The sequence below is a fragment of the Paraburkholderia sp. EG304 genome, from assembly GCF_046543485.1.
GTDB lineage: Bacteria > Pseudomonadota > Gammaproteobacteria > Burkholderiales > Burkholderiaceae > Paraburkholderia > Paraburkholderia youngii.
Map to the genome: position 1 here is coordinate 20,400 of NZ_JBKGUA010000007.1, position 24,684 is coordinate 45,083.

Sequence of the window (24,684 nt, forward strand, 5' to 3'; positions counted from 1 at the left end):
AGCGGGAATCGGATGAGGTCAAACCGTCTCGACAACAATGGGAATCTCGATGCGCGGCGCCTGCCGCTCGGCGGGCGTGGCCGGCCGGATCTGTCCGCGCTCCTCGACGAACGCGACGTTGCTATCGGACTCGCCGCTGTTGACGAAATGACGGAAGCGCTTGCGTGTTTCGGGATCGGTGACGGCCTTCTTCCATTCGCACTCGTACGTGTCGACCACGTGCTGCATCTCCGCTTCGAGTTCGGTGGCCACGCCAAGGCGATCGTTGACGATCACATCGATCAGATAGTCGAGGCCGCCTTCGAGGTTGTCGCGCCACACGCTGGTGCGTTGCAGCCGGTCGGCGGTGCGCACGTAGAACATCAGGAAGCGGTCGATATAGCGCACCAGCGTCGCCTTATCGAGGTCCGCGGCGAGCAGTTCCGCGTGACGCGGCTTCATGCCGCCGTTGCCGCACACGTACAGATTCCAGCCCTTCTCGGTTGCGATCACGCCGACATCCTTGCCCTGCGCTTCCGCGCATTCGCGGGTGCAGCCCGATACGCCGAACTTGATCTTGTGCGGCGTACGCAGCCCCTTGTAGCGATTCTCGAGTTCGACCGCGAGGCCGACCGAATCGCCGACGCCATACCGGCACCACGTCGAACCGACGCACGATTTCACGGTGCGCAGCGATTTGCCATACGCGTGCCCCGACTCGAAACCGGCCGCGATCAGCTCTTCCCAGATCGACGGCAATTGCTCGACGCGCGCGCCGAATAGATCGACACGCTGACCGCCGGTGATCTTCGTGTAGAGGCCGTATTTCTTGGCGACCTGCGCGACCGCGATCAGGCCGTCGGGCGTCACTTCGCCGCCCGGCATGCGCGGCACGACCGAATAGGTGCCGTCGCGCTGGATGTTCGCGAGGTAGTAGTCGTTGGTGTCCTGCAGCGATGCGTGCTCCTTCTTCAGCACGAATTCGTTCCAGCACGACGCGAGAATGCTGGCGACCGCCGGCTTGCAGATATCGCAACCAAGCCCGCGGCCATGCTTCGCGAGCAGCGCGCCGAAACTGCGCAGCCCCTCGACGCGCACGAGGTGGTACAGCTCCTGGCGCGAATACGGGAAGTGCTCGCAGACGTGGTTGTTGACCGCGAGGCCCTGCTTCTTCATCTCGGCCTTCATCACTTGCGTGACGAGCGGCACGCAACCGCCGCACGAGGTGCCCGCGCCGGTCGCGCTCTTCAACGCGCCGATGTCGGTCGCGCCCGCGCACACGGCTGCGCAAAGCTCGCCCTTCGACACGTTGTTGCACGAGCAGATCTGCGCGGCCGCGGGCAGCGCCTCGACGCCGAGCGCCGGCTTCGCGCTGCCGTCCGCTTGCGGCAGGATCAGGAATTCGGGCGACGCGGGCAACTCGATACGGTTCAGCATCATCTGCAGCAGCGTGCCGTATTCGCTCGCGTCGCCGACCATCACGCCGCCGAGCAGATACTTGCCGCAATCGGACACGACGAGCTTCTTGTAGATCTGCTTGCGCTCGTCGCTGAACTGGTAGGTGCGGCTGCCCGGCGTATTACCGTGCGCGTCGCCGATGCTGGCCACGTCGACGCCCATCAGCTTCAGCTTGGTGCTCATGTCGGCACCCGCGAATTCGGCCGAGTCGCCCAGCAACTGCTTCGCGACCACGCGCGCCATCTCGTAGCCGGGCGCGACGAGCCCGAACAGCTGACCGCCCCACAGCGCGCATTCGCCGATCGCGTAGATGTGCGGATCGCTGGTGCGGCACGCGTCGTCGATGACGATGCCGCCGCGCGCGCCGAGTTCGAGGCCGCATGCGCGGGCCAGATCGTCGCGTGGACGGATGCCCGCGGAGAACACGATCATGTCGGTGTCGAGATGGCTGCCGTCGGCGAACTGCATGCGGTGCGTGCCCGCTTCGCCGTCGACGATCGCCGTCGTGTTCTTGTGCGTGTGCACCGTGACGCCGAGTTCTTCGATCCGGCCACGCAGCACGCGGCCGCCTCCGTCGTCGACCTGCACCGCCATCAGGCGCGGCGCGAATTCGACCACGTGGGTTTGCAGCCCCATATCGCGCAGCGCCTTCGCGCATTCGAGACCGAGCAGGCCACCGCCGACCACCGTGCCCGTTTTCGAGCGCGCGCCGCATTCGCGCATCGCTTCGAGATCGTCGATCGTTCGATACACGAAGCAATCGCCGCGCTCACGGCCCGGCACCGGCGGCACGAACGGATAGGAGCCGGTCGCGAACACGAGGCGGTCGTACGGCAGCGTTTCGCCGCTCGCGACCGTCACCGTGCGTGCGTCGCGATCGACCGCAACGGCCCGCGCGTTGAGCTTCAGTTGCACACCGTGGCGCTCGAAAAAGCCGGGCTCGACGAGCGACAGGTCATCGGCGGTCTTGCCCGAGAAGAACTCGGACAGATGCACGCGATCGTAGGCGGGTCGCGATTCTTCGCCCAGCACCGTGATGTCGAGATCGTGCGCGTCCTGTTGCGCCAGGCATTCGACCAGTTTGTGGCCGACCATCCCGTGACCGATAACGATGATTTTCATGAGCGCGCTGTCCTTTGGTGTCTGGCGAAAGCGATTGCGGAAATAAAAACGGCGTCCCGCGAATCCAGCCGAGGGCTGAATCCGGGGGACGCCGTTGTCCTGTTGGGTGCTGCGGGGCGCTGCATTGTGCTGCAAGCGCGACGAACCCACGTTGGTCCGATGGCAACGCTTCTCGCAAAGGCTGTGCCAATTTAGATAAATGCGCCGGAAAGCACGGTGTGGCGGGGATTCGCCGCCAATCGCGCGGCTTCGGAGCGCATCCCGAGCGCGACGCGTTTTGATGCGGCAAAGCACAGGGATGGTGCGACGCAGCACTGTGGACGTGCGAAACGAAGGTGCGCGCAGGTGCGATCGTGACGCTGTTTTCCGCGTGAATCGCAGCGTGTGGCAGCGGCTTGCGCGCCTCGATTCGATCGATGGCGTGGTCCTTGCGTTAGTCCTGCGCAACCTCATCGCGGCAACGTCGTCGCGATGCGCAGATTCAACCGTCAACCGGCAACGCAATGGACAACGGCGTCCCCTCGTGATCTTCACGGGCGGACGCCGTATTCGTTTCTAGCCACAAGGAACAACATGAACACCAACACCGGCAAGGTCACGCTACTGAGCGCGGGCCCAGGCGACCTCGACTTGCTGACGCTGAAGGCCGTCAAGGCGCTCGCGGCCGCCGACGTCGTGCTGCTCGACGACCTCGCGAATCCCGACATCGTGACGCTCGCACCGCAGGCGCGCGTGATTCGCGTCGGCAAACGCGGCGGCTGCCGCTCGACGCCGCAGGCGTTCATCGAGCGGCTGATGCGGCGTTATGCGCTGAAGGGTCTGCACGTGGTGCGCGTCAAAGGCGGCGAAGCGCTGCTGTTCGGCCGCGCGGGCGAGGAACTAGCGGTGCTGCGCGACGCGGGCCTTGCGGTCGACATCGTCAACGGCATCTCGTCGGGCTTCGCGGCCGCGGCGGGACTCGGCATGTCGCTCACGCATCGGCGGCACTGCCACGGCGTGAGCTTCGTCACCGCGCACACCGAAGACCACGGCGAGCCGGACTGGGCCGCGCTCGCCGCGACGCGCACGACGCTGGCGATCTATATGGGCATGCGGCGCGTCGACGGCATCGCCGCTGCCTTGCTCGCGCACCTGCCGGCGGGCACGCCGGCCGCGGTCGTGCAGTGGGCCGGCGGCCGCGACGAGCGGCGCCTGTTGACGCGGCTCGATCGGCTCGCCGCCGATGCGCTCGGCGCGGGCTTCGGCAGTCCGGCGGTGATTCTGGTGGGCGATGCGGTTGGCGAGAGCGCCGAAGCGCCTTGCTGGAAACGCGAAGGTCGCGGCGAAGAAGGTGGAGAAACGCTGCCCGCGGCGGCGATTGCGCGGGCGGCCTGAGATCCGATCGGAGCGGGCCTCGCCCGCCTTTCATCCAGTCAATCGCCGAACCCGAGCTCCACGTCGACCTGCTGCCCGACCCGCAGCCGGGCCCCCGCCCCGCTCGCGACCAGCGCGTTATTGCCGAACGTGACCGCACCGTCGAAACGGTCGCTGACGCGATAACCGAGCATCGTGTCGGTCGGCTCGTTCGGCCAGTCCGGATCGGGCGCGCCGCGCGCCTGATCGATGGTCGGCATCGGACAGCGCGAGCACAGCTTGACGAGACGCAACTCGACGCGCGCGCTCGAATCCGCATCCGTGTCGACGGCGAGCGTCTCGACATAGTCCTCTTCGTAGGCATCGAGGCCCGTGAGCACGATGTTGGGCCGGAAGCGATCGATTCTGATCGACGGCGCGCCTTTGTGGTTCAGGCGCGCGTTCAGATCGTCGAGCGAGGCCTGGCCGACCACCAGCAGCGGAAAGCCATCGGCAAAAAAGGTCGTCGCACCGCCGGTGCTGTCCGTGTAGTCCGGATCGACGATGCGCTCGCGCTCCGGATCGAAGCGCAGCAAGCGCGCGGGCAGACCGAGGAACTCCGTGAACCACGCCGCCGTGGCTTCGCCGGTGTCGAGCCCGTAGGCCGCGTCGCGCCACACCGCGGTATCGATCCTGGCCGCGCCGGCGAGGCGCGCGGCATCGAGCGGCGTGCGCAGCTCACGCATGCCCGGCGCGTTGACGATCAGATCCTCGGCGCCGAGTTCGACCTTAATCAGGGACATGCGCGGATACGCGCGCTGCGTGAACATCGCGCCTTCGGGATCGACGATCATCCAGTTGCGGTCGTATTCGAGGCCGGTCGCCAGCAGGCGCGCCTGATCGAGCGGGATGCCCGCGCAGGATTTGATCGGATAGACGAACAGCTCGCTGATGGTTGGCATGATCGGAGATCTCGTGGGAAGCGCGGTTTTCAGGTGGAGACGCGATTGTAAAGCGCTGCGCGTGTTTCAGTGATGGCGACCAGGGAAGCTGCCGTTCCGCGCTGAGGCGCCGGGAAGTAGAATCTTCGGATCAGACAGGCGCCGGCGCGGGGCATGCGGCATGCGGCGGAGCTGCGAAAGCGCGCGCAGGCGCCGTATCGACCCGTTCCCGAAAGAAGCTACAAAAGCCACCTTCCCTCACCGAGACAGGACATTCATTATGCTGACCAAACCCGTGTTGACCGTCGCCGAGACGACTCGCATTGTCGATGCCGCGCGCGCGGAAGCCGAGAAGAACAGGTGGCCGGTCGCAATCGTCGTCGCCGACGACGGCGGCCATCCGCTCGCGGTGCTGCGTCTGGACGGCGCGGCGCCGGCCACCTCGTATATCGCGACGGAGAAAGCGCGCACCGCGGCGCTTGGCCGCCGCGAAACCAAGGTCTATGAAGACATGATCAACAACGGCCGCACCGCATTCCTCAGCGCACCGTTGCAGGGCACGCTCGAGGGCGGCGTGCCGGTGATCGTCGACGGCCATGTGGTCGGCGCGGTTGGCGTGTCGGGCGTCAAGTCGGAGCAGGATGCGCAGATCGCGAAGGCCGGCATTCAGGCGCTCGGCGTTTAAAGCGCCGGGCGTCACAGCAATCCCGTGGCACAACGCGGACCGATGCCCCCTCATCGGTCCCATAACAGATGGAGCAGTCGATGACTCAGATGAACCCGCGCGGCGGACTGCAGGTCGCCGCCAACCTCGACCAGTTCGTTGAAACCGAAGCCCTGCCCGGCACCGGAATCGACAGCGCCGCCTTCTGGTCGGGTTTCGATGCCCTCGTGCACGAGCTGGCGCCAAAGAATCGGGCGTTGCTCGCCGAACGCGACCGCCTGCAAACCGAACTCGACAACTGGCATCGGACCCATCCCGGCCCGGTGCGGGATCTGCGCGCGTATCGTGCGTTTCTCGAAGGCATCGGCTACATCGTGCCCGTGCCCGCCGGCGTCCAGGCCACGACCGACCACGTGGACAGCGAAATCTCGGAGCAGGCCGGCCCGCAGCTGGTCGTGCCGCTGTCGAACCAGCGGTATGCGCTGAACGCCGCGAACGCGCGCTGGGGCAGCCTGTACGACGCGCTGTACGGCACCGACGCGATCCCTGAAACGGATGGCGCGGAAAAGCAGAAGGGCTACAACCCGGTGCGCGGCGCCGCGGTGATCGCGTATGCGCGCAGGTTCCTCGATCAGGCCGCGCCGCTCGCGAACGGTTCGCACGCGGATGCGACGCGCTATAGCGTCGAGAACGGCCAGCTGGTCGTCGCGCTGAAGAGCGGCACTACCGCGCTGAAGACACCCGCGCAACTGGTCGGCTATCAGGGCGATGCGAGCGCGCCGTCGGCGGTGCTGCTCAAGCACAACGGCCTGCACCTCGAAATCCAGATCGATGCGAACGATCCGGTCGGCAAGACCGACGCGGCGCATGTGAAGGACGTCGTCGTCGAAGCGGCGGTCACGACGATCATCGATTGCGAAGACTCGGTCGCGGCCGTCGACGCCGACGACAAGGTGCAGCTCTATCGCAACTGGCTCGGCCTGATGAACGGCGACCTGACCGAACAGGTCACGAAGAATGGCAAGACCTTCACGCGCCGGCTCAACGCGGATCGCGAGTACACCAGCGCGGACGGCAAGTCGCAGGTCAAGCTGCATGGCCGCTCGCTGCTGTTCATCCGCAACGTCGGCCATCTGATGACGAACCCGGCCGTGTTGACCAAAGACGGCCACGAGATTCCGGAAGGCATTCTCGACGCGGTGATCACGACGCTGTGCGCACTGCGCGACCGCCAGAACAAGCTGAACTCGCGCACCGGCTCGATCTATATCGTGAAGCCGAAGATGCACGGGCCGGCCGAAGTCGCGTTCGCGAGCGAGCTGTTCGCGCGCGTCGAAGACCTGCTGAAGCTGCCGCGCAACACGATCAAGATGGGCATCATGGACGAGGAGCGCCGCACCAGCGTGAACCTGCTCGCCTGTATCGCCGAAGCGTCGGCGCGCGTCGCGTTCATCAACACGGGCTTCCTCGATCGCACCGGCGACGAGATGCACTCGGCGATGGAAGCGGGCCCGATGATGCGCAAGGGCGACATGAAGTCGAGCAAGTGGATCGCGTCGTACGAGCGCAGCAACGTGCTGGTCGGTTTGAGCGGGGGCCTGCGCGGCCGCTCGCAGATCGGCAAGGGCATGTGGGCGATGCCCGACCTGATGCACGCGATGCTCGAGCAGAAGATCGGCCATCCGAAGGCTGGCGCGAACACCGCGTGGGTGCCCTCGCCGACCGCCGCGACGCTGCACGCGCTGCACTATCACCAGGTCGACGTGCAGGCGGTCCAGCAGGAACTCGAACGCACCGACTACGCGAAGGTTTACGACGAACTGCTCGATGGGCTGCTGACGATCCCGGTTGTCGAAAAGGCGCAATGGAGCGACGACGAAATCCGCGCCGAGGTCGACAACAACACGCAGGGCATTCTCGGCTACGTGGTGCGCTGGATCGATCAGGGCGTCGGCTGCTCGAAGGTGCCGGATATTCACAACGTCGGCCTGATGGAAGACCGCGCGACGCTGCGTATTTCGAGCCAGCACATCGCCAACTGGCTGTATCACGGCGTGATCAAACGCGAGCTCGTCGAGGAGACGTTCAAGCGCATGGCCAAGGTCGTGGATGCGCAAAACGCCGGTGATCCGCTCTATCAGCCGATGGCGCCGGGTTTCGACACGATTGCGTTCAAGGCCGCGCAAGCGCTCGTATTCGAAGGGCGCCAGCAGCCGAGCGGTTATACCGAGCCGTTGCTGCACAAGTTCCGGCTCGAGGTGAAGCAGCAGGGTTGAGGCCGTCCTGCCGAAGCGACAACGGGCGCCGCGCAATGCAGCGCCCGTTTTTTATTTCAGGGCCTCGTCAGTTCACGCGGCTTCGGCCGTCAATTGCCCCGCCTCGCCGGCTGGCGCTTCGTTCTGCAGATACGCCTGCAGATATGCCTCGAATTCAGCCTTCACCTCCGGATGGCGCAGCGCGAATTCGACGGTCGCCTTCAGATAGCCGAGCTTGCTGCCGCAATCGAAGCGCGTGCCGAAGTAGCGGTACGCGAGCACCTGCTCTTCGGTCAGCAGCGACTGCACCGCGTCGGTCAGTTGCAGCTCCCCGCCCGCGCCCGGCTGCAGCGCGCGGATATGCTTGAAGATCGTCGGCATCAGCACGTAGCGCCCCACCACGCCGAGATTCGACGGCGCCTGGTCTGGCGCCGGCTTCTCGACGATGCCCGACAGCTTGATCACGTTGTCTTCCCACTCGCGGCCGTCGACGACGCCATACGAACGGCTGTCCTCGCGCGCGATCGTTTCGACGCCGATCACCGAGCTGTGGTAGTGGTTGAAGGTATCGACGAGCTGGCTCATCACGGGCTTCGTGCTATGCAGCAGGTCGTCGGCGAGTATCACCGCGAACGGGCTGTCGCCCACCAGTTTCTCGGCGCACAGCACCGCGTGGCCGAGACCGAGCGCTTCGGCCTGGCGCACGTAAAAGCAGTCGACGTTGGCCGGTTTGATGCTGCGCACCAGATCGAGCAGCTTCTGCTTGTTGCGCGCTTCGAGCTCGGACTCGATCTCATAGGATTTGTCGAAGTGATCTTCGATCGCGCGCTTGCTGCGGCCCGTCACGAAGATCATCTCGGTGATGCCGGCGGCGATCGCTTCTTCGACCGCGTACTGGATCAGCGGCTTGTCGACGATCGGCAGCATTTCCTTCGGACTTGCTTTGGTAGCCGGCAGGAATCGTGTCCCGAGGCCCGCTACGGGAAACACGGCTTTGGTGACTTTCAGCATGGTAGGCATTCCCACATCGGTTAGAAGTTGGTGTGTTCGCGGACCTGGCGGCCAATCGATGCCGGCGCAAGACTAGCAGAAAAATCTGCGAGGTTCACGGAAGCGGTCTTTCTCCGATTTAATTCGGATAATTCACGCATTGTTCGCAATGCGATATTGCGAAAAATTGAGTAAATTGTTACGCATATATTGCCAGGCGGCGAGTGACAAAATCCGAAAGTATTACCTTTCGGACGGCCCCTGGCGTGACCCGTCTGGCGATCTGGTGACCGGCTTCGGCAGCACGTCAGTCCTGTTCGTCGACCGGCGGCAGCTTGCCTGGGTCCATCCGGTAACGACGGATCGGCTCGTTGCGCAACGCATCGCGGTAGGCGGAGGCGGCCACCAGGATCAGCAGGACGGCCACGCCGGCCAGTAAGTGCAGGTTCATGACTTCACCTCGGCTCAGAAAATCCTTGATCTAAATTAGCACGACAAAAGCGATAAATAATTCGATGATCCAGACGGCGATGCGTAATTACAATTCGTCACAAAATCGATGCCGAATTCAATCCGAAACGCAATTTTTTAATCATTTTGTGGGATTGTGATGCTCTAGCATGGATGCGTCGCGAGGTGCGCAAGGACGCCCGCTCGAAGGCGTATGTCGCGTCGATTTTTCTCTTCTCCGCTTCAGATAAGGACCGCGTATGAGCGACCCAGCACTGGATGCCGCCGGCTCCTCCCTGCCCCTCTCCCCGCTGCCGCGCCCGGAGAAAAAACCGGCCGCGGCGCACGCGCGCAGCGACGCGCGTATCGATAGCGCCAGCAAGGAGCATGTGATCGACGCGACGCGGGGTTTCGCCGCGCTGCTGGTCGCCTATTTTCATTGCCGCCAGATCGTGTGGGTCGGCATGCAGGCGTTTCATCAGAGCGTCGGACATTCGGTTAGTCCGAGCAGTCTGGCTGCGTATCTGACGTTTCCGATCGCATGGGGCTCGGCCGGCGTGCCGATGTTCTTCGTGATCAGCGGCTACTGCATCCATCGCGGCGGCGCGCTGCGGCTCGCGGGCAATCCCGCTTATCGGCTCGATGCGGGCAACTTCTGGCTGCGGCGCTTCGCGCGCATCTATCCGGTGCTGCTCGCGGCGCTGGTACTGACTTTCGCGCTCGATTCGCTGAGCCTGCAATTGCCGCCCGTCAGTCACAAGATTCGCGAGATCGGCGGGCAGGCGTTTCTGGTCAATCTGCTTTCGCTGCAGGGTGTGGCGGGCAAGACGTATGGTTCTAACGGCGCGCTGTGGACGCTGTCGCTCGAAGTGCAGTTCTATGCGATCTATCCGCTGCTATTCGCGCTGCGGCGGCGCATCGGCATGAACGCCGTGCTCGCGCTCGTCGCGGTGATCAACGTTGCATCCGCGTATGGGCTGGAGCGACATGATCTGCAGTTCTTCACGTCGTACTGGTTCTCGTGGATGCTCGGTGCATGGATCGCCGATGTCAGGGCGCGCAACGCGCGGGAGGCGCGCGCGCCTGCATTGCTGTACGTGCTCGCGGCGGTATTGATCGCGGCAGGCTGCGTCGCGTTTCATTTCGGCCAGTATGGTGCGTTCCAGATCTGGGCGCTGGGCTTCGCGTGCTATCTGTACAAGGCGCTCGATGTGCCCAATGACCCGCAACACGAAGGAAGCGGCGTGCTTGCACTGCTTCGCGCTGGGTCGCGCGCGCTGTCGCGCTTGCTGTCCCGCGTGGGTGACTTCAGCTTCTCGCTGTATCTGATTCATCTGCCGATCTTCGTGCTGCTGTCGTCGTGGTTGTTCCGCTCGTCGCTGCAGATGTCGATCTGGCCGTCGTTTGGTTACATGCTGGTCGTCGTGCCGGCCGCCTATGTCTTCTATCGGCTGGTCGAAATGCCCGCGATGAAGTGGTCGGCGAGTCTCAAGGCGTAAGTGCACCCTGCGCTGTGTCAGCCCCGTAACGGCCAAGTGCCGCGACGGGGGCTTAGGTGTGCATCCCGAAGTTTCGATTGCGACCGCCGCGAACAGGCGCCCGCCCTGCGCGGGGTGGGTGATTGACGCGCACAAAGACGCCACAAAAATCATCCATCGCCCATTCCAAATCCCCGTATCCGCCTGCTAGCGTGGCAACCCCAATCGCTACAGAGGAATTCAGGATGTCGTATCAACAGGATTCGGGCGCCGTGCGCGTGGTACTCAGTGCTCCTCAACTGGCCGCGGTGCTCTCCCGCCAGTCGATAAACCGCACCGAGATGCTTTCCAACCGCCTATGGGGCGGCTTGCAGGTCGTGGGCGGGGTGCTGGAAATGGTTGGAGCGGCGGCTCTGTGTGTACTTCCGGAACCGACGATGGCAAGCAAGGCCGGATGTGTTGTGTTCGGAGCACATGGCTCAGATACGGTGTCGGCAGGTGTACGCCAAGTCTGGACAGGCCGGGATACGGCCACGCTGATCCAGCAAGGTACGACGAAACTGGCCGAGGCGATGAAGGCCAGTCCGGACATGGCGAATAATATCGGCCTGTCAGTCGATATGATCGTGCCGTTTGGTTTCGCTGGCTCGATCAAGGCTGCGCGCGTGGCCAGCGTCACGATGGGCCGGATCAATCTGCAAATGCATGAGGCCAGGGCCGTTAATCCAGGGCTTGGCGGGCATACAATTCTGAAGCACGTCGAGAAGGATGAGGCATGGCTACGGGAGCGCCTAAGACGGGAACCCCAAAAGACGGTTGTTTCATCGTTTCACAGTCTACGGGTGGCGGAATTGGCGATATCTGATGTAATGAATTCAAATATCTTGAGAATTCAGAGTTGGGCTAAATCTCCGAAAAACCGCATCCCTCTTACATTGGTCAAGAAGATTCCGGGCGATATCGGATATGGGATAACGAGAAAAACCAACGAACTGACCAGGATGAACGAAGTTACGGTAATTCCGAGGTTTCAAGAGTATAACAATATGCCGTATTACATATTAACCGCGCACGTCGGCTAAAGGATGGACAATGTTATCTGACCGCTACCCCAGAATGTACGAGCTTTTCGGTGCGTATTTCAATGAGGATTTTGATTTGTGGGGAAACACAATCCCTGAAATTGTCTCATGCTATAAAGATGATAGTCCTCCGGAGTATCGAAAAGAAATAATAGGTGAAATAAATTCGTTCTTGAATGACCATCCGTCCGATCTGGATTCTGCGTTCGAAAGAGATTACGGCTCAGGATTTGATCCCAATCTGTGGGGCCACACTACAGCCTCATTCCTTGACGAATTGAAGCGCCTTCTAAACGAGTAATCTACTGGCCGCCGCGACAGGGCGGTTCGACGCTACCCTGCGCATGCACGCGCGGTGATGTTCGCGAAAAAGCTGGAACACGACCCGTTTGCGGGATATACCGTGTGTCGTTGAATGCGGCGCAAAAAAACGGAGCAAAGGTCCTTCGACCTTCGCCCCGTCACGCCAAGCAAGGACTGGCCAAGCCCCTGTCTACCGACACGTAAAAAAACCCGCTCTACTGCCCCGCCACACTCTTCAGAATCCCCGCAACCCCATCCACATAGCTGCGCGTGCCGAACCGCTCCTGCGCGGTCCGATAGCCGTTCTCGACCAGCCTGTCACGCAAGTCCCCGTTCGAGCGCAATTCGGCGAGCGTATCGGCGAGCGCATGCGCATCGCCCGGCGTACACAGCACGCCGTTCTCATAGTCGTCGATGATTTCGAGCACGCCGCCCGCGCGCGACGCCACGACCGGCCGCTGCGCGAGCATCCCCTCGACGATCACGCGGCCGAACGGCTCCGGTGTGATCGACGTATGCACGACCGCGTCGACCGCGCACATGCAAGCAGGAATATCGTGCTGGAAGCCTAGAAAGTGCACCCGGTCGCCCAGCTCGTGCGCGGCGACGAACGCACGCAGTTCCATCTCGTACTGGTCCTCGCCGAACAGCGCCGCGCCGACCAATACCGCGTGCATGTGCGGATTGAGCACCATCGCTTCGAGCAGCACATGCTGCCCCTTCCAACGCGCAAGCCGGCTGAACGAGCCGACGAGGAACGCGTCGCAAGGCAAATTCAGGCGCTCACGCAACACCGCTTGCGGCACCGTGCGCAATGCGTCGAACGGCTCTGCGTCAATCCCGTTGAACACGACGTCGATGCGCTTGCTGTCGAAGCGCGTGAGCTTCGCGAATGCCTGTGCCGACGCGGCCGAATTGGCGATCACATGCGTCAGGCCGAGCCGCGCGCACCACTTGATGATCGCGAGCTGCTTGCAGCCGAAATGCTCGGCGCTGACGATGTCGCGCAAATGCCAGACCACCGGCCGTCTCGCGAGCTTGCCGGCCACTGCGCCGATCACCATCGCACGTTGCGTGTTCGCATAGATCACATCCGCTTTGCGCGCCCGTTTCGCGGTGGCACGCACGAGCGAGATGAGCCCCTTCAATGCCTGGCCCTTGGGCAACGAACCGCCCTGCTTGCGCACGTTTTTCAGCACCCCGGCATCGAGCACGGCGACCTCGACGCCGGTCTTCGTGAGCGCGGTCTTGAACGGCCCGTCGTCGAACAGCACGACCTCGATGCGCGAGCGCAGCGCCTTGACGATTTCGAGCAGCGACAGCTCGGCGCCGCCGAGCACGCCGCTCTGATCGACCGCGAGAATCCGCGGCACGTTCGCGGCGCTCTGCGCGCCCGGCCGATACGGCGTATAGGGCGGCAGCGTCGCGTCGCGCAATGCCGGTACCGCCGCGCGCACCTGCGCGAAAAAACGCTCGCGGAAATGCGCGGCCGAAAACTGCTCCGCGTTGTCGCGGCAATGCTCCGGCTGGAACCGGTGCCCAAGCTCGTCGAAACGATTCACCGCAGCGATGATCGAATCGGCATCCTGCTCATCGAAGAACATGCCGGTCGGCTTCGGCTCCGACAGATCGCGCACGGTTTCGAGCGCCCCGCCCTTGCCGTAGGCGATCACCGGCGTGCCGCAAGCCTGCGCCTCGACCACCGAAATGCCGAAGTCCTCTTCGGCCGCGAACACGAATGCCTTCGCGCGGCTCATGCGGTCCTTCAGCACCTTGAACGGCTGATAGCCCATGATCTCGACGTTCGGCCCCGCCTTCGCGCGGATCTTGGCCATGTCGGGCCCATCGCCGATCACGACGAGCTTGCGCTCGGGCATCCGCGCGAACGCCTCGACGATCAGATCGATCTTCTTGTACGGCACCATTCGCGACGCGGTCAGATAAAAGTCTTCCTTCTGCGTGCACAGCGTGAACGCGTCGACATCGACCGGCGGGAAAATGACCTGCGCGTCGCGCTGATACACCTTCTTGATGCGTCGCGCGATGAACGCCGAGTTCGCGATGAAGCCGTCGACCGAGTTCGACGTGCGGATGTCCCAGTTGCGCATGTAATGCAAAATCAGCCGCGCGAGCGCCGACTTCGGGCCGTTGGTCAGCTTCGACTGCTGCAGATACTGATGCTGCAAATCCCACGCATAGCGGATCGGCGAATGCACGTAGCTGATATGCACCTGGTCGGGTCCGGTCAGAATGCCCTTGGCGACCGCGTGACTGCTCGAGATCACCACGTCGTACGCCGACACGTCGAGCTGCTCGATTGCGAGCGGCATCAGCGGCAGATACGAGCGGTACTTGCTGCGCGCGAGCGGCAGCTTCTGGATGAACGATGTCGTCACCGGCTTGCCGCGCAGGAAGTTGCGATCTTCGAGAAAGTCCACGAGGCTGAACAGGTCCGCATCGGGAAAGCACGCGATGATCTGCTCGAGCACTTTCTCCGCGCCCGCGTAGGTGACGAGCCAGTCGTGCACGATCGCGATGCGCACGCTCTTGTTCGCGCGCGGCGCGGTACGGCGCGGTGCCGGCTGCATGCCGGGCACGCTCGTCAGTTCGTCGAACGCGCTGCGCGTCGCAGGCCTCAACAGGTCTTTATCAAGGACGTCTTGATTCATGCGCTTTTCCTCGGATTCAGTCGCAATAGCAGTGAACGCGCAAGATTGCGCAAGGCGGGCGTCATCGTGATCGACCACGCGACGTTCGCACCGACCATCAGCACACCGGCGGCGATCGCGAGCGCAAGGCTCGGCAGGAAGCTCGCGAGCCACAGGCTGGCGAGCAGGAAGGCGAGATGGGCGAGCATGTCGAGCACGATCTGACGCGCGCGGATCGCCGCGAAATGCAGCAGCACTGCGTAGTCGAACAGTGCGCGAGCGGAAACCGCGACCGCCGCGCCAGTCAGCCCGAAATGCGTGATACCGAGCCACAACGCGCCGGCGAACAGCGGCAACTCGACGAGGCCGATGCGCGCGGCGGTGGCGGGATTGACCTGCGACTGAATCAGAATGCGCGTCACGTTCGCCTGGCCGACGAGCCACACGGCGACGATCATGATCCGGCCCACGGGCGCCGCGACCGTCGCGATCTCGTTGCCGACCCACAGATGCAGGAACGGTTCGAGCACCAGCATCGCGACGAGCGCGACCGGCGTGAACACGCCGTTCAGAAATTCGAGCGACTGCTGCGTGATCGTGTCGGCATCCGCGCGGCCGACCGCCGACAGCCGCGGAAACAGCGTACGCACCAGCGCGGTCGGTACGATATTCAGACGCGTGACGAGATTCTGCGGCACCGTGTAATACGTGACGAAGCGCGCGCCGAGGCGCGAACCGAGCATCACGCGATCGAGCGAATCGGCGAGCATCGTCGTCACGCTCGCGATCAGCATCCAGCCGCCGAAGTTGAACAGCCCCTTCGCAACGCCGAGCCGCGGCGGTTCAATGCTGCCTATTTCAAGCACTTTCAGCGCATAGCGGCCGAGCAGCAGCGCGGCGAGAATCCGCGCGACCACGGCCGCGGCGAGTACGTTCTGCAAGGTCGCGCCGAGCCACAGCGCGGCACCGAGCGGCAGAAGCTGGAACAGGAACGTGCCGATGGTCTGATTCGTGTTGTAGACGCCGAAACGTTCGGCGCCATTGATCGCGCCCGCGAACACCCACGACACGTTCGCGATCGGAATCGCGACCGCAAGCCACGGCAGCGCCATATAGACTTCGTGCTGCAGCTCGGGCGATACCTTGGTGAAATACGCGGTGTACAGTAACGCACCGAAGTAGATGATCAAACCGCCGACCACGCCGGTCGTGAGGTTGAGCCACGTCGCGCTCCAGAACACGCGCGCGCTTTCCCGCTGATCGCCCGACGCGCGCGCCTTCGAAATATGGTTCTGCGCGGCCATGCTCATGCCGAGATCGAGGATTCCGAAGTAGCCGATCAGCGTCCACACTAGACTGATCACGCCGTAGCGCTCGACGCCGAGTAGCCGGATATACGCCGGCACGGTTACGAGCGACACGAAGGTCGGCAGCACGAGCCCGAAAAAATTGATCGCTACGTTCCTGAGAATGCCTTTGTCCATCGAATCCCTTGGGTTTTGCGGTTAGATTGCGTGCGGAGTGCGTCAGCGAGGCCAACGCATCTCAAGGCTTCCAGCGATACATCAGCACCTTGCCGCGCGCGTCTTCCTCGACGAACACCAGGTACTCGCCATCGGCGCGTTTCGTCGCGCTGATGCCGTTGGGCACGTCGACCCAGCCCGACGCGCGGCCCACTTCGGGGCCCGGCCGGATCACGCCGAGTTCCTTGCCGCTGTCCTTGTCCCACACGTGCACTGCGCCGACCGGCTCGACGCCGAACAGGTATTGCCCCTCGACGGTGACGCCGATGATCGTCGCGATCGGCTTGCTTTGCGTCTGCCACGGCAAGCTGATCGCGTAACGCTGCACCGGCTGGCCGCTCGACCACTTGTCGTAGCGCACCAGCACGCGCCCCACTTCCTTCCAGAAGCCCTGCGCGGTCGGCATATCGGCCGTATAGCCGCTCACGTACATCGTGTCGGTGTCCGGTTCATAGATCGCGCGATGCAGTTCGCTGAACGGTGCCGGCACCGGGTACTGCGTCAGGTTCGAGTACGAGTAGACCGGGTTGCCCTTCGCATCGAGTCCGCCGAAACGGAAGCGATAGATGCCCTTCGTATCCCGGGTGCGCCAGATGTCGCCGGCCGTATCGACCCACCAGCCCCAGCCGCCCGCGAGCTTGGTGCCGCTCGTATTCAGCGTGTATTCGTCGCGCTCGAACTGGCCATCGCCATTCATGTCGCGCCAGATCCAGTCACCGCCCGGCGGCGCATTCGGCACCTTCAAGACCGGGCGCTCGCGGCCTGCGATAAAACCGGACGGAATCGCGCTCTCGCCGTCGTGCTGCGGATCGAAGCGATAGATCTTCAGATGGTCCGCATACATGTCGGTCAGATAGAGGAACGTGCGCCCCTTCAACCGTCGCGCGATCGGCAGGCCCGGATACTGGTCGGTATGGAACACCGGATCGTCCGGGTACTTGAATCGATTCGACAGGAATCCCGCGTATTTCCAGTCGTGCCCCGACGGCTTCGACAGATCGAGTTCGAAGCGCTTGTTGCCGGTATAAACGCTGTTGGGCCGGGCCGGATCGATCCACGCGCCGTCGACGAACAGCAGCCCCTCGACCTGCCAGTTGCGCTTGCCATTCGGCGCGTAGCTTTCGAGCGTCGCGCCGAGACCCGCACCGATCGGCTCGTAACGCGGACCGATGCCGTTGGTCGACACGTACACGTTGCCGCGCGCATCGACACCGACGCCCGTCAAGCCGTTGAATCGCAACGGACCCGGCTTGCCCGCGACGCCGCTGAAAATGCCGCCGCGCTCGCCGAGCGTGCCCGACGCCGTATACCGGCCGTCGCGCTTCGTGAAAAACAGCACCTGCTGGCGCGCACCGTTATCGGCGATCAGCAGGCGGCCTTGTGTATCGACGGCGAGGTCGACCGCGACCGTATCGGCCGGCAGCGTGATGGTTTCGTCGATACGCTCGCCGGTCGCCGTGTAATGCTCGATGGCCGGCGCGCGATCGTTGCGCGTGCCGCTCAGCACCCATAGCGTGCCGTCGGGCGCGAGTGCGAGACGTCCAGGCTCGTGCACGCTCCACGTCGCCTTCTGCTGCATCGACTCGGCATCGTAGACTTCGACCCGATTGCGCGCGGTGTTGGCCGCGAACAGCGTCGTGTCGTTCGCGGCGAGTCCGCCAATCTCCGCGTTCGTGCCGGTCGGCACTTCGTTCATCATCAGAAAGCCGGCCGCTAGCTGCGCATGCGGGTCCGCGTTTTTGGCGGCGGGCTGAAACGGCGCCACGCGCTTCGGCTCGCCGATCAGGCGCCGCGAAATGCCGAACCACTGCTTGCCCTTGTCCGGCCAGACGCCCGGCTCGACCAGGTGCCCCTTCTCATTGCCGACCGCGATCGCGACGAACGCATATTTGCGGTTGACCGCGATCGCATTGCCGCCGGCGTTGCCCCAGCCATGTGTGCCGCCCGCGAAGCCGAGCATCTTGCCGTCCTGATAGACGCTCGCTTCGGCGCCGCTTTCATCCCACGGCGAGTTCGTATAGACCTTGCCGTCCGGCGTGACCGCAATCGCGGTGATATTGATCTGCGTCCATGTGCCATCGCCGAAGCCGAAGCTGTTGCCGATCCATGAGGTCTTCGCGTTCAACGTGGTTTCCGCGCAAGCCGGCACACCGGCCGTTGCGGCGACGACGCCGGCAGCGCAGGCTGTCAGGGCGCACCAGCTTTTGAACGTGATATGGCGCAAGGCGGAACCTCCAGTCGATGTCCGGTCAACGCGATGCACGCGGACCCGCGCCCGCTCGGGGCGAAATTCAGTGATGTGGTAAAGCGAAACGAAGCGCAACCGATTGAAGCGCGGCGCCTGAAGGCAGCCGTCCGCACGGCTAAGTTACGCGGAAAAAACGCAGCGACGAAAATAGAAAATAATTCAAAAATATTCGTTCACTTATACGTCGCAAAAGAAATCAATTAAAAATAGATAAAAGTGGAAGCCGCGCCGTCGCGCGTGCGTCTGTCGCGGCGATCCTCCGGTCATACTGATGTGGGATCACGCAGTGCGCATTTATTACGGATTGCCCGCTACTCACCAGATAACCATATAAATCCTTCTGGAATGGCCAAAGAAATACCCTGTTTCAATCTGATTCAATTAGCCGACTCCAATGGATTTTTTCTCGATTTTCTTTTCCCTAGAATCGATTGCACTTCAGTTGCGACGCGAAGCGCGCGCCTGTTCGCCGGCTATCCGTTGCGAACCGCGCGGCCCTTCGCCCGGCCCATCCGCTTTACACCATGGACGGTTCATGACAGCCAGCGCATTGCCCCTCGCGCCCTCCCATTCCCGCATCGTGCAACTCGACGGTCTGCGCGCGATCGCCGTGCTCGCGGTGTTCGCGCAGCACGCGTTGAAAGCGCCGCTATGGATGGGCGTCGATCTGTTCTTCGTTTTGAGCGGCTTTCTGATCAGCGGCATCCTGCTCGATCGCAAGTCGCGTCAGCAGTCGTATTTCAGCTATTTCTATGCACGGCGCGCGCGCCGCATCCTGCCGCCGTACCTGCTGCTGATGGCCGTGTCGTCGCTGCTGTTCGGCCTCGCGTGGGCACAGCACTGGTACTGGTACACGTTCTTCGCGACCAATATCGGCGATGCGCTCAATCAAAGCGGTCACGAAAGCCTCAACGTGCTGTGGTCGCTCGCGGTCGAAGAGCAGTTCTATATCTTCTGGCCGTTCGTGATCCTGCTCGTACCCGAGCGCCTGCTCGGCGGTGTGGCGGCGGCGCTGATCGTACTGGCGCCGCTGCTGCGCGCGCTCGCGACGCCGTGGTTCGATTCGTTCTGGCCGATCTACTACCTGACGCCGTTCCGCATGGATCTGCTCGCGGCCGGCGCGCTGCTCGCGGTGGCCGTGCGGCGTGATCGCAATGCGCTCGAACCGTACAAGGGACTCGCGGTGCTCGGCGCGCTGGCCGCGCTCGCGGTGCTGGCATGGCTGCATCTGCACTTCCCGCGTTTTCGCGCGGCGAATACGCCGTTGTCGAATGCGGGGCTCTATAGCGTGTCGCTGGTGCTGTGTACGTCGATCGTGGTGATCGCGCTGCAGAGCAAGGGCATCGTCAAGCGGCTGTTGTGCAATCCCGCGCTCGTTTATATCGGCACCATCAGCTACACGATCTATCTGATCCACCTGAGCGTGCTGTACTTGGTGTGGCCGCTGCATTTGAATCGCTATCTGAGCGCCGCGATCGCGCTTGCGATCACGCTCGTCTACGCGAGCATCACGTGGTTCGCATTCGAGAAGCGCCTGATTTTCGCCACACGCGGCACGAAAGCGACGGTCAGCGGCGGCGCCAGCGTCGCGCGGCAAGCACCGCAAAGCCGCGCATGAACCGCGTGGCCGTTGCCGCTGCCCGCGTGCTGGGCGTCGTGTCGGCGCTGACGTTGTTCGCGCCGGCAACGAGCGCGACCGCGGACGAGCCGCCAACGTCATCGCCGACGCAACTGCTGATCGACGCCTACGGCGATTCGACCACGCTCGGCATCACCTGTGGCGACGGCCACTGCGGCCCGCAAGCGCGCAACGCCGTCACCTATCTGCAGCAGGCGTTGCAGGCGCATGACGGCGAGCGCGTGCGCGTCACGAACTACGGTGTCGGCGGCACGATGGCCTCGCAGTTGCGCGACGGCACCGGCAATCGTCGTGCGGGACCGGCGGCGGGCCTGTCGTGGCGCGAACGTCTCGCCGTCTCGCCCGCGCGGCTCGTGCTGATCAACTATGGCATCAACGAAGTGATGCAGAACCAGACGCCCGAGCAGTTCTATTCGGCCGAAACATCGCTCGTGCAAACCGCGCGAGCGCTCGGCAAGCAGCCTGTTTTGCAAACCTCGAACCCGATGCCCGATAACCGGCTCAACGCGAAGCTGGCGACGATGGTCGCGATCACGCGACGCGTGGCCGCCGAACAGCAGGTGCCGCTCGTCGATCAATACGCGTATGTGAGCAGCCTGCCCGACTGGAAGTCGCTGATGTCGGACGGCGCGCATCCGAAACCGGAGTTGTACCGGCTGAAGGCTGAACAGGATTATCGGGTCGTCGAGCCGTTGGTGCGGCGACTGCTGGACGAAACACATTGACCCCCACTTTTACGCGCGAACCGTTCTTTTTCATTCACACACTAGAAGGCAAGCTATGAGCCAACCACGCAAAGCGATCATCACCGGCGTATCCGGACAGGACGGCGCCTATCTGACCAAGCTGCTGCTCGACAAGGGCTATCACGTGACCGGCACCTACCGGCGCACGAGTTCTGTCAACTTCTGGCGCATGCGTGAGCTTGGCGTGCTCGATCATCCGAATCTGCGTCTGGTCGAACACGACCTCACCGACCTCGGCTCGACGCTGCGTCTGCTCGACGGCACCCAGGCCGACGAGCTGTACAACCTCGCCGCGCAGAGCTTCGTCGGCGTGTCGTTCGACCAGCCGGTGACCACCGCCGAAGTGACCGGCGTCGGCGCGCTGAATCTGCTCGAAGGGCTGCGTATCCTGAGCCCGAAGACGCGCTTCTACCAGGCGTCGACCTCCGAGATGTTCGGCCTCGTGCAGGCGGTGCCGCAACGCGAAAGCACGCCGTTCTATCCGCGCAGCCCGTATGGCGTCGCGAAGCTGTTTGCACACTGGTCGACGATCAACTTTCGCGAGTCGTACAACCTGTTCGCGAGCAGCGGCATCCTGTTCAATCACGAATCGCCGCTACGTGGCCGCGAATTCGTCACGCGCAAGATCACCGACACGGTCGCGAAGATCAAGCTCGGCAAGCAGGACGTGCTCGAACTCGGCAACCTGAGCGCGCAGCGCGACTGGGGCTTCGCGCTCGAATACGTCGAGGGCATGTGGCGCATGTTGCAGGCCGACGCGCCCGATACCTTCGTGCTCGCGACCGGCCGCACCGAAACGGTTCGCGATTTCGTACGCATGGCGTTCGCGGCGGCCGGCTTCCAGCTGGAATGGTCGGGCAAGGATGAGCGCGAGACCGGCATCGATGTCGCGACCGGCAAGACGCTGGTGCGAGTGAACCCGAAGTTCTATCGCCCCGCCGAAGTGGACCTGCTGATCGGCTGCGCGGACAAGGCGCGCGACACGCTCGGCTGGCAACCGCAAACCTCGCTCGAACAGCTGTGCCAGATGATGGTGCAGGCGGACATCGCGCGCAACGAGCACCACGAGACGTTCTAACACGGTATCCGTGTGCGGCGGTGTTCGCCGCACACTATCCCGTCAACCCGCCAATTTGCGGAACGTCTCCAACACAGCATCGCCCTTGAACGGCTTGACGATCCAGCCCTTCACGCCGGCGGCCTTGCCGCGTTCCTTCATCGCGGGGCTGCTTTCGGTCGTCAGCATGATCACGTTGACGGTCTTGTTCGCGAGTTCGCCGCGGATTTTCTCGACCATCGTCAGGCCGTCCATGTTCGGCATGTTCACGTCGCTGACGATCAGGCGGATGTTCGAATCCGTCTTCAGCTTCGTAAGACCATCCTTGCCGTCGATGGCGGTCGCGACGTCCAGACCGTTTTTCGCCAGAAAGCCCGCGACTTCATCGCGTACCGTACTCGAATCGTCCACCACTAGAATCTTTGCCATAGCCATTCCCTTGCGTCACCGACGCGTTGTATCAAAACAGATCCAGTTCGCCGGACTCGACGAGATCGTCGACATCCACCGTGTTTTCAGAGAAATCTTCGGGGGACCAGCTGAGGTTGAAAACGAAACGCTGGTCGATCGACACCGACTGTCCGCTCGCCACGTCGCTCAATCGGTATTGAAACCGCAACTGCGGATTGTCCGAGCCGAACGAGATGTAGCGGTGCTTGTGATTGACGAGCAGAGGCACCTGCACCTGGCTCGCTTCGCGAGCGCTCCGCGCAGCGAGGAACCGGTCCTTGAACGCCCCCCAGATCAGATTCGTCAATTCGCCGAGCACGTTGTTCAGATCGCGAAAGCCCGCTTGCGTCCTGCTCATGCCGGCCTCGCGTGCGGCGCGATCGCGCTCGATCATGCCGAGCAGCGGCTCCTCTTCGGCCTGCATCAACATATAGCCGCGACACCAGGTGCCTTCGAGCGGGATCAGGCTGAACACCTCGCCGAAGATGATGCGATCGCGCACGACACTGGGCGTGTCGCGTTGCACGGTGACGCCGTCGAACGGCGTGGCGAGCCGTGCTTCCGTGATCTCCGCGATACCGCGCACGAGCGCATTCGGGAAGTCGAGGCTGAAGATGTATTGATCGACGGCTTCACGCAGCGCCGTCAGATCGGCCGCATGGAAGTGCGCGCATGCCGCGTTCTTCAACGGCTTCGGAAGCCGTTCAAGCGGCGCGTCGCCGCTCGAACGCAGGATCACCGGCAGTTCGGGGCGCAAGGTACTGATTCGGGCCGCGGTCGTTGCCGCCTGTTCGACCGATCCACCGTAGTTATCCGCCAGCAGAACGCCGCCTAGATCGATATTCGTGGCCAGGACCGAGCCGAGGCGGCTGCTGTCGCGCACCTTCAGCGCTATCAGATTGTGCTCGTCGAAAAAGAGCTTCAGCGCTTGCGCGTGTGCCGGACAGTCGTCGAGCACGAGCACCTTGCTGACGGGCTTGCTGGTATTCATCGTGTTTCAGTCTGCGAATGCAGTGTTGCTAGAAAAGTTCGAGTTCGCCTTCGGCCTCGTCGGCCGTCGCGAGTTCAGCCTTGAAATCGAGTGGCGCCTGCGCGCATACGCATAACGTCACGCCCAGCCGGGCCGCAGCGCCGATCGTCAGTTCGTACGCCCACACGTGATCGGGCCGCAACTCGTCCAGATACTCGATACAGCTGCTGTTCAATTCATACGGCGTCGACATGCCGAGATCGGGGAAATGCTCGACCAGCTGCTGGTTCATGTAGCCGCAGCACAGATTGCCGAGTTCCATCAGCGTTTCCGACAGCGAACGCGTCGTGTCGCCGCTGGCGTAGTACGCGCGCGTCGCTTCGTCCTTGCTGAAATGCAGCACGAACAGCAAACGAAAACCGATCGACGAGATCGTCAGCGCCATCGCGCAAGGTCCGGGCGGATGATCGCGATCCCACCTCGGCACCGCGCTGATCTCGCACGCATCACCCGGCGTCGCGGGCAATCTCGCGCGAGCCGCGTGACAGAAGATGTCCTCGATGCTTTGCAACGCCTGATCGGTAATCACGCTGCGGCCTGCTCTAGCCTGGATTGAAACTGGGTCGCCAGCGCTTCGACGCCGCCGAGCGACGCCGTGATCATCTTGCCGCCGGCCTGGATGTCCTGGAACGTCGCCGCGGTCGTCAGGTCGTTGCGATGCAGGCTCTCCTGATAGCTCTTCGACAGTTCCTGCGAGCGTGACGCGAGCGAGCGCACTTCGCCCGCGACGATCGAAAAGCCGCGACCCGCGGTGCCGGCGCGTGCCGCTTCGATCGACGCATTCAGCGAAACGATCAGCACGTGCTGCACGATCGACGACAACTCCTGGTTCTTCTTGTGCATGTCACGGTTCTGCGACATCAGCGAAATCATCTGCTCGTGCCAACGCTCGAACGTGATCGTCAGCGTCTTCAGACGGGCGGCCTCGTGCGCGATCCGAGTCGCATGCTGCAGCCATTCGTTGCTGCGCGCGCTCGCGGCGTCGAGGCTCGCCTGCAATGATTCGCGATCCTGCTCGCGCTGTTCGGCCTGTGCGCGCAGATCGGCGAGCATCGCCTCCAGGGCGGCACGCTCGCCGTTCGCCTGCTCACCGACCTTGAAAGCCACGTCGAGTTGCTGCTCGAGGGCCTGCCGCGCGAGCGTGTCGACACGCTGCGCTTGCGCACCGGCGCGAAGCTTCCGACGATAAAAGATTCCCGTCGCGAGCGCGCAGACGATACCGCCAACGCCTGCGGCCAAAAGATAACTTTCAAGCACAACCTGCTCCCATCGCTTCGTTCAATCGGTCA

Annotated in this window: 20 protein-coding genes; 9 read left to right on the forward strand and 11 right to left on the reverse strand. The window is 63.2% G+C overall.

The genetic code is table 11. The annotated features are described in order from the left end of the window. Positions 1-18: 18 nt before the first annotated feature. On the reverse strand, positions 19-2,559 hold the full coding sequence (gene nirB / locus ACLFKU_RS10835) for a nitrite reductase large subunit NirB (protein ID WP_410849097.1): 2,541 nt from the start codon (positions 2,557-2,559) through the stop codon (positions 19-21). A gap of 573 nt (positions 2,560-3,132) precedes the next feature. On the opposite strand from nirB, the gene cobA reads away from it, so the two are divergent. After that, positions 3,133-3,933: a uroporphyrinogen-III C-methyltransferase gene (gene cobA, locus ACLFKU_RS10840; RefSeq protein ID WP_410849098.1), complete on the forward strand. Its 801-nt coding sequence runs from the start codon at positions 3,133-3,135 to the stop codon at positions 3,931-3,933. Positions 3,934-3,971: 38 nt separating this feature from the next. Here the strand turns inward: cobA and ACLFKU_RS10845 are convergent, their stop codons facing one another. After that, positions 3,972-4,853 (reverse strand): MOSC domain-containing protein, encoded by an 882-nt coding sequence (locus tag ACLFKU_RS10845; RefSeq protein WP_410849099.1) that lies wholly within the window; start codon positions 4,851-4,853, stop codon positions 3,972-3,974. Between the two features lie 259 nt (positions 4,854-5,112). On the opposite strand from ACLFKU_RS10845, the gene ACLFKU_RS10850 reads away from it, so the two are divergent. Both ACLFKU_RS10850 and ACLFKU_RS10855 read left to right on the forward strand, forming a co-directional pair. Further along, the gene (locus ACLFKU_RS10850) at positions 5,113-5,517 is read left to right on the forward strand and encodes a heme-binding protein (protein ID WP_368586253.1); all 405 of its coding nucleotides are present in this window, start codon (positions 5,113-5,115) and stop codon (positions 5,515-5,517) included. Between the two features lie 80 nt (positions 5,518-5,597). After that, a complete protein-coding gene (locus ACLFKU_RS10855; protein WP_410849100.1) occupies positions 5,598-7,772 on the forward strand; it encodes a malate synthase G in 2,175 nt (724 codons plus the stop codon). 72 nt (positions 7,773-7,844) lie between these two features. Here the strand turns inward: ACLFKU_RS10855 and galU are convergent, their stop codons facing one another. Further along, complete coding sequence (gene galU / locus ACLFKU_RS10860; RefSeq protein ID WP_410849101.1) at positions 7,845-8,762, reverse strand: UTP--glucose-1-phosphate uridylyltransferase GalU; 918 nt, start codon at positions 8,760-8,762, stop codon at positions 7,845-7,847. 286 nt (positions 8,763-9,048) lie between these two features. Next, a complete protein-coding gene (locus ACLFKU_RS10865; protein ID WP_368586256.1) occupies positions 9,049-9,192 on the reverse strand; it encodes a hypothetical protein in 144 nt (47 codons plus the stop codon). Between the two features lie 259 nt (positions 9,193-9,451). Here ACLFKU_RS10865 and ACLFKU_RS10870 point away from each other — a divergent pair, with 259 nt between their 5' ends. The 3 genes from ACLFKU_RS10870 (at position 9,452) to ACLFKU_RS10880 (ending at position 12,052) form a co-directional block, all read left to right on the forward strand. Then, positions 9,452-10,690, forward strand: coding sequence for an acyltransferase family protein (locus tag ACLFKU_RS10870; RefSeq protein WP_368586257.1), 1,239 nt, complete (start codon positions 9,452-9,454; stop codon positions 10,688-10,690). A gap of 224 nt (positions 10,691-10,914) precedes the next feature. Further along, positions 10,915-11,751 carry an RNase A-like domain-containing protein gene (locus ACLFKU_RS10875; RefSeq protein ID WP_410849102.1) on the forward strand — a complete coding sequence of 279 codons (837 nt, stop codon included), beginning with the start codon at positions 10,915-10,917 and terminating at the stop codon, positions 11,749-11,751. A 34-nt stretch (positions 11,752-11,785) separates the two neighbouring features. After that, positions 11,786-12,052: a contact-dependent growth inhibition system immunity protein gene (locus ACLFKU_RS10880; protein WP_410849212.1), complete on the forward strand. Its 267-nt coding sequence runs from the start codon at positions 11,786-11,788 to the stop codon at positions 12,050-12,052. Between the two features lie 217 nt (positions 12,053-12,269). Here ACLFKU_RS10880 and ACLFKU_RS10885 read toward each other — a convergent pair whose 3' ends face one another. From ACLFKU_RS10885 to ACLFKU_RS10895, 3 genes are all read right to left on the reverse strand, one after another. Then, entirely contained in the window at positions 12,270-14,723 is a 2,454-nt protein-coding gene (locus tag ACLFKU_RS10885; protein ID WP_410849103.1) for a glycosyltransferase family 4 protein, read from the reverse strand. Further along, positions 14,720-16,186, reverse strand: a complete 1,467-nt coding sequence (locus tag ACLFKU_RS10890) for a flippase (protein WP_410849104.1) — start codon at positions 16,184-16,186, stop codon at positions 14,720-14,722. The genes ACLFKU_RS10885 and ACLFKU_RS10890 overlap by 4 nt, the downstream gene beginning before the upstream one ends. A gap of 61 nt (positions 16,187-16,247) precedes the next feature. After that, positions 16,248-18,449, reverse strand: coding sequence for a hypothetical protein (locus ACLFKU_RS10895; RefSeq protein WP_410849105.1), 2,202 nt, complete (start codon positions 18,447-18,449; stop codon positions 16,248-16,250). 559 nt (positions 18,450-19,008) lie between these two features. Between ACLFKU_RS10895 and ACLFKU_RS10900 the strand changes: the two genes are divergently transcribed. The 3 genes from ACLFKU_RS10900 to gmd are packed head-to-tail and all read left to right on the forward strand — an operon-like array spanning position 19,009 to position 21,936. Then, positions 19,009-20,091 (forward strand): acyltransferase family protein, encoded by a 1,083-nt coding sequence (locus ACLFKU_RS10900; RefSeq protein WP_410849106.1) that lies wholly within the window; start codon positions 19,009-19,011, stop codon positions 20,089-20,091. Further along, positions 20,088-20,837 carry an SGNH/GDSL hydrolase family protein gene (locus ACLFKU_RS10905; protein ID WP_410849107.1) on the forward strand — a complete coding sequence of 250 codons (750 nt, stop codon included), beginning with the start codon at positions 20,088-20,090 and terminating at the stop codon, positions 20,835-20,837. The genes ACLFKU_RS10900 and ACLFKU_RS10905 overlap by 4 nt, the downstream gene beginning before the upstream one ends. A 55-nt stretch (positions 20,838-20,892) precedes the next feature. Continuing rightward, positions 20,893-21,936 carry a GDP-mannose 4,6-dehydratase gene (gene gmd, locus ACLFKU_RS10910; protein ID WP_368586267.1) on the forward strand — a complete coding sequence of 348 codons (1,044 nt, stop codon included), beginning with the start codon at positions 20,893-20,895 and terminating at the stop codon, positions 21,934-21,936. Positions 21,937-21,978: 42 nt separating this feature from the next. Here gmd and ACLFKU_RS10915 read toward each other — a convergent pair whose 3' ends face one another. The 4 genes from ACLFKU_RS10915 to ACLFKU_RS10930 are packed head-to-tail and all read right to left on the reverse strand — an operon-like array spanning position 21,979 to position 24,652. Then, complete coding sequence (locus ACLFKU_RS10915; RefSeq protein ID WP_018431965.1) at positions 21,979-22,344, reverse strand: response regulator; 366 nt, start codon at positions 22,342-22,344, stop codon at positions 21,979-21,981. 31 nt (positions 22,345-22,375) lie between these two features. Continuing rightward, entirely contained in the window at positions 22,376-23,356 is a 981-nt protein-coding gene (locus ACLFKU_RS10920) for a chemotaxis protein CheX (RefSeq protein WP_410849108.1), read from the reverse strand. A 28-nt stretch (positions 23,357-23,384) separates the two neighbouring features. Beyond that, positions 23,385-23,924, reverse strand: a complete 540-nt coding sequence (locus ACLFKU_RS10925; protein WP_410849109.1) for a hypothetical protein — start codon at positions 23,922-23,924, stop codon at positions 23,385-23,387. Then, complete coding sequence (locus ACLFKU_RS10930) at positions 23,921-24,652, reverse strand: methyl-accepting chemotaxis protein (RefSeq protein ID WP_410849110.1); 732 nt, start codon at positions 24,650-24,652, stop codon at positions 23,921-23,923. Before ACLFKU_RS10930 ends, ACLFKU_RS10925 begins: the two co-directional genes overlap by 4 nt. Positions 24,653-24,684 lie beyond the last annotated feature (32 nt).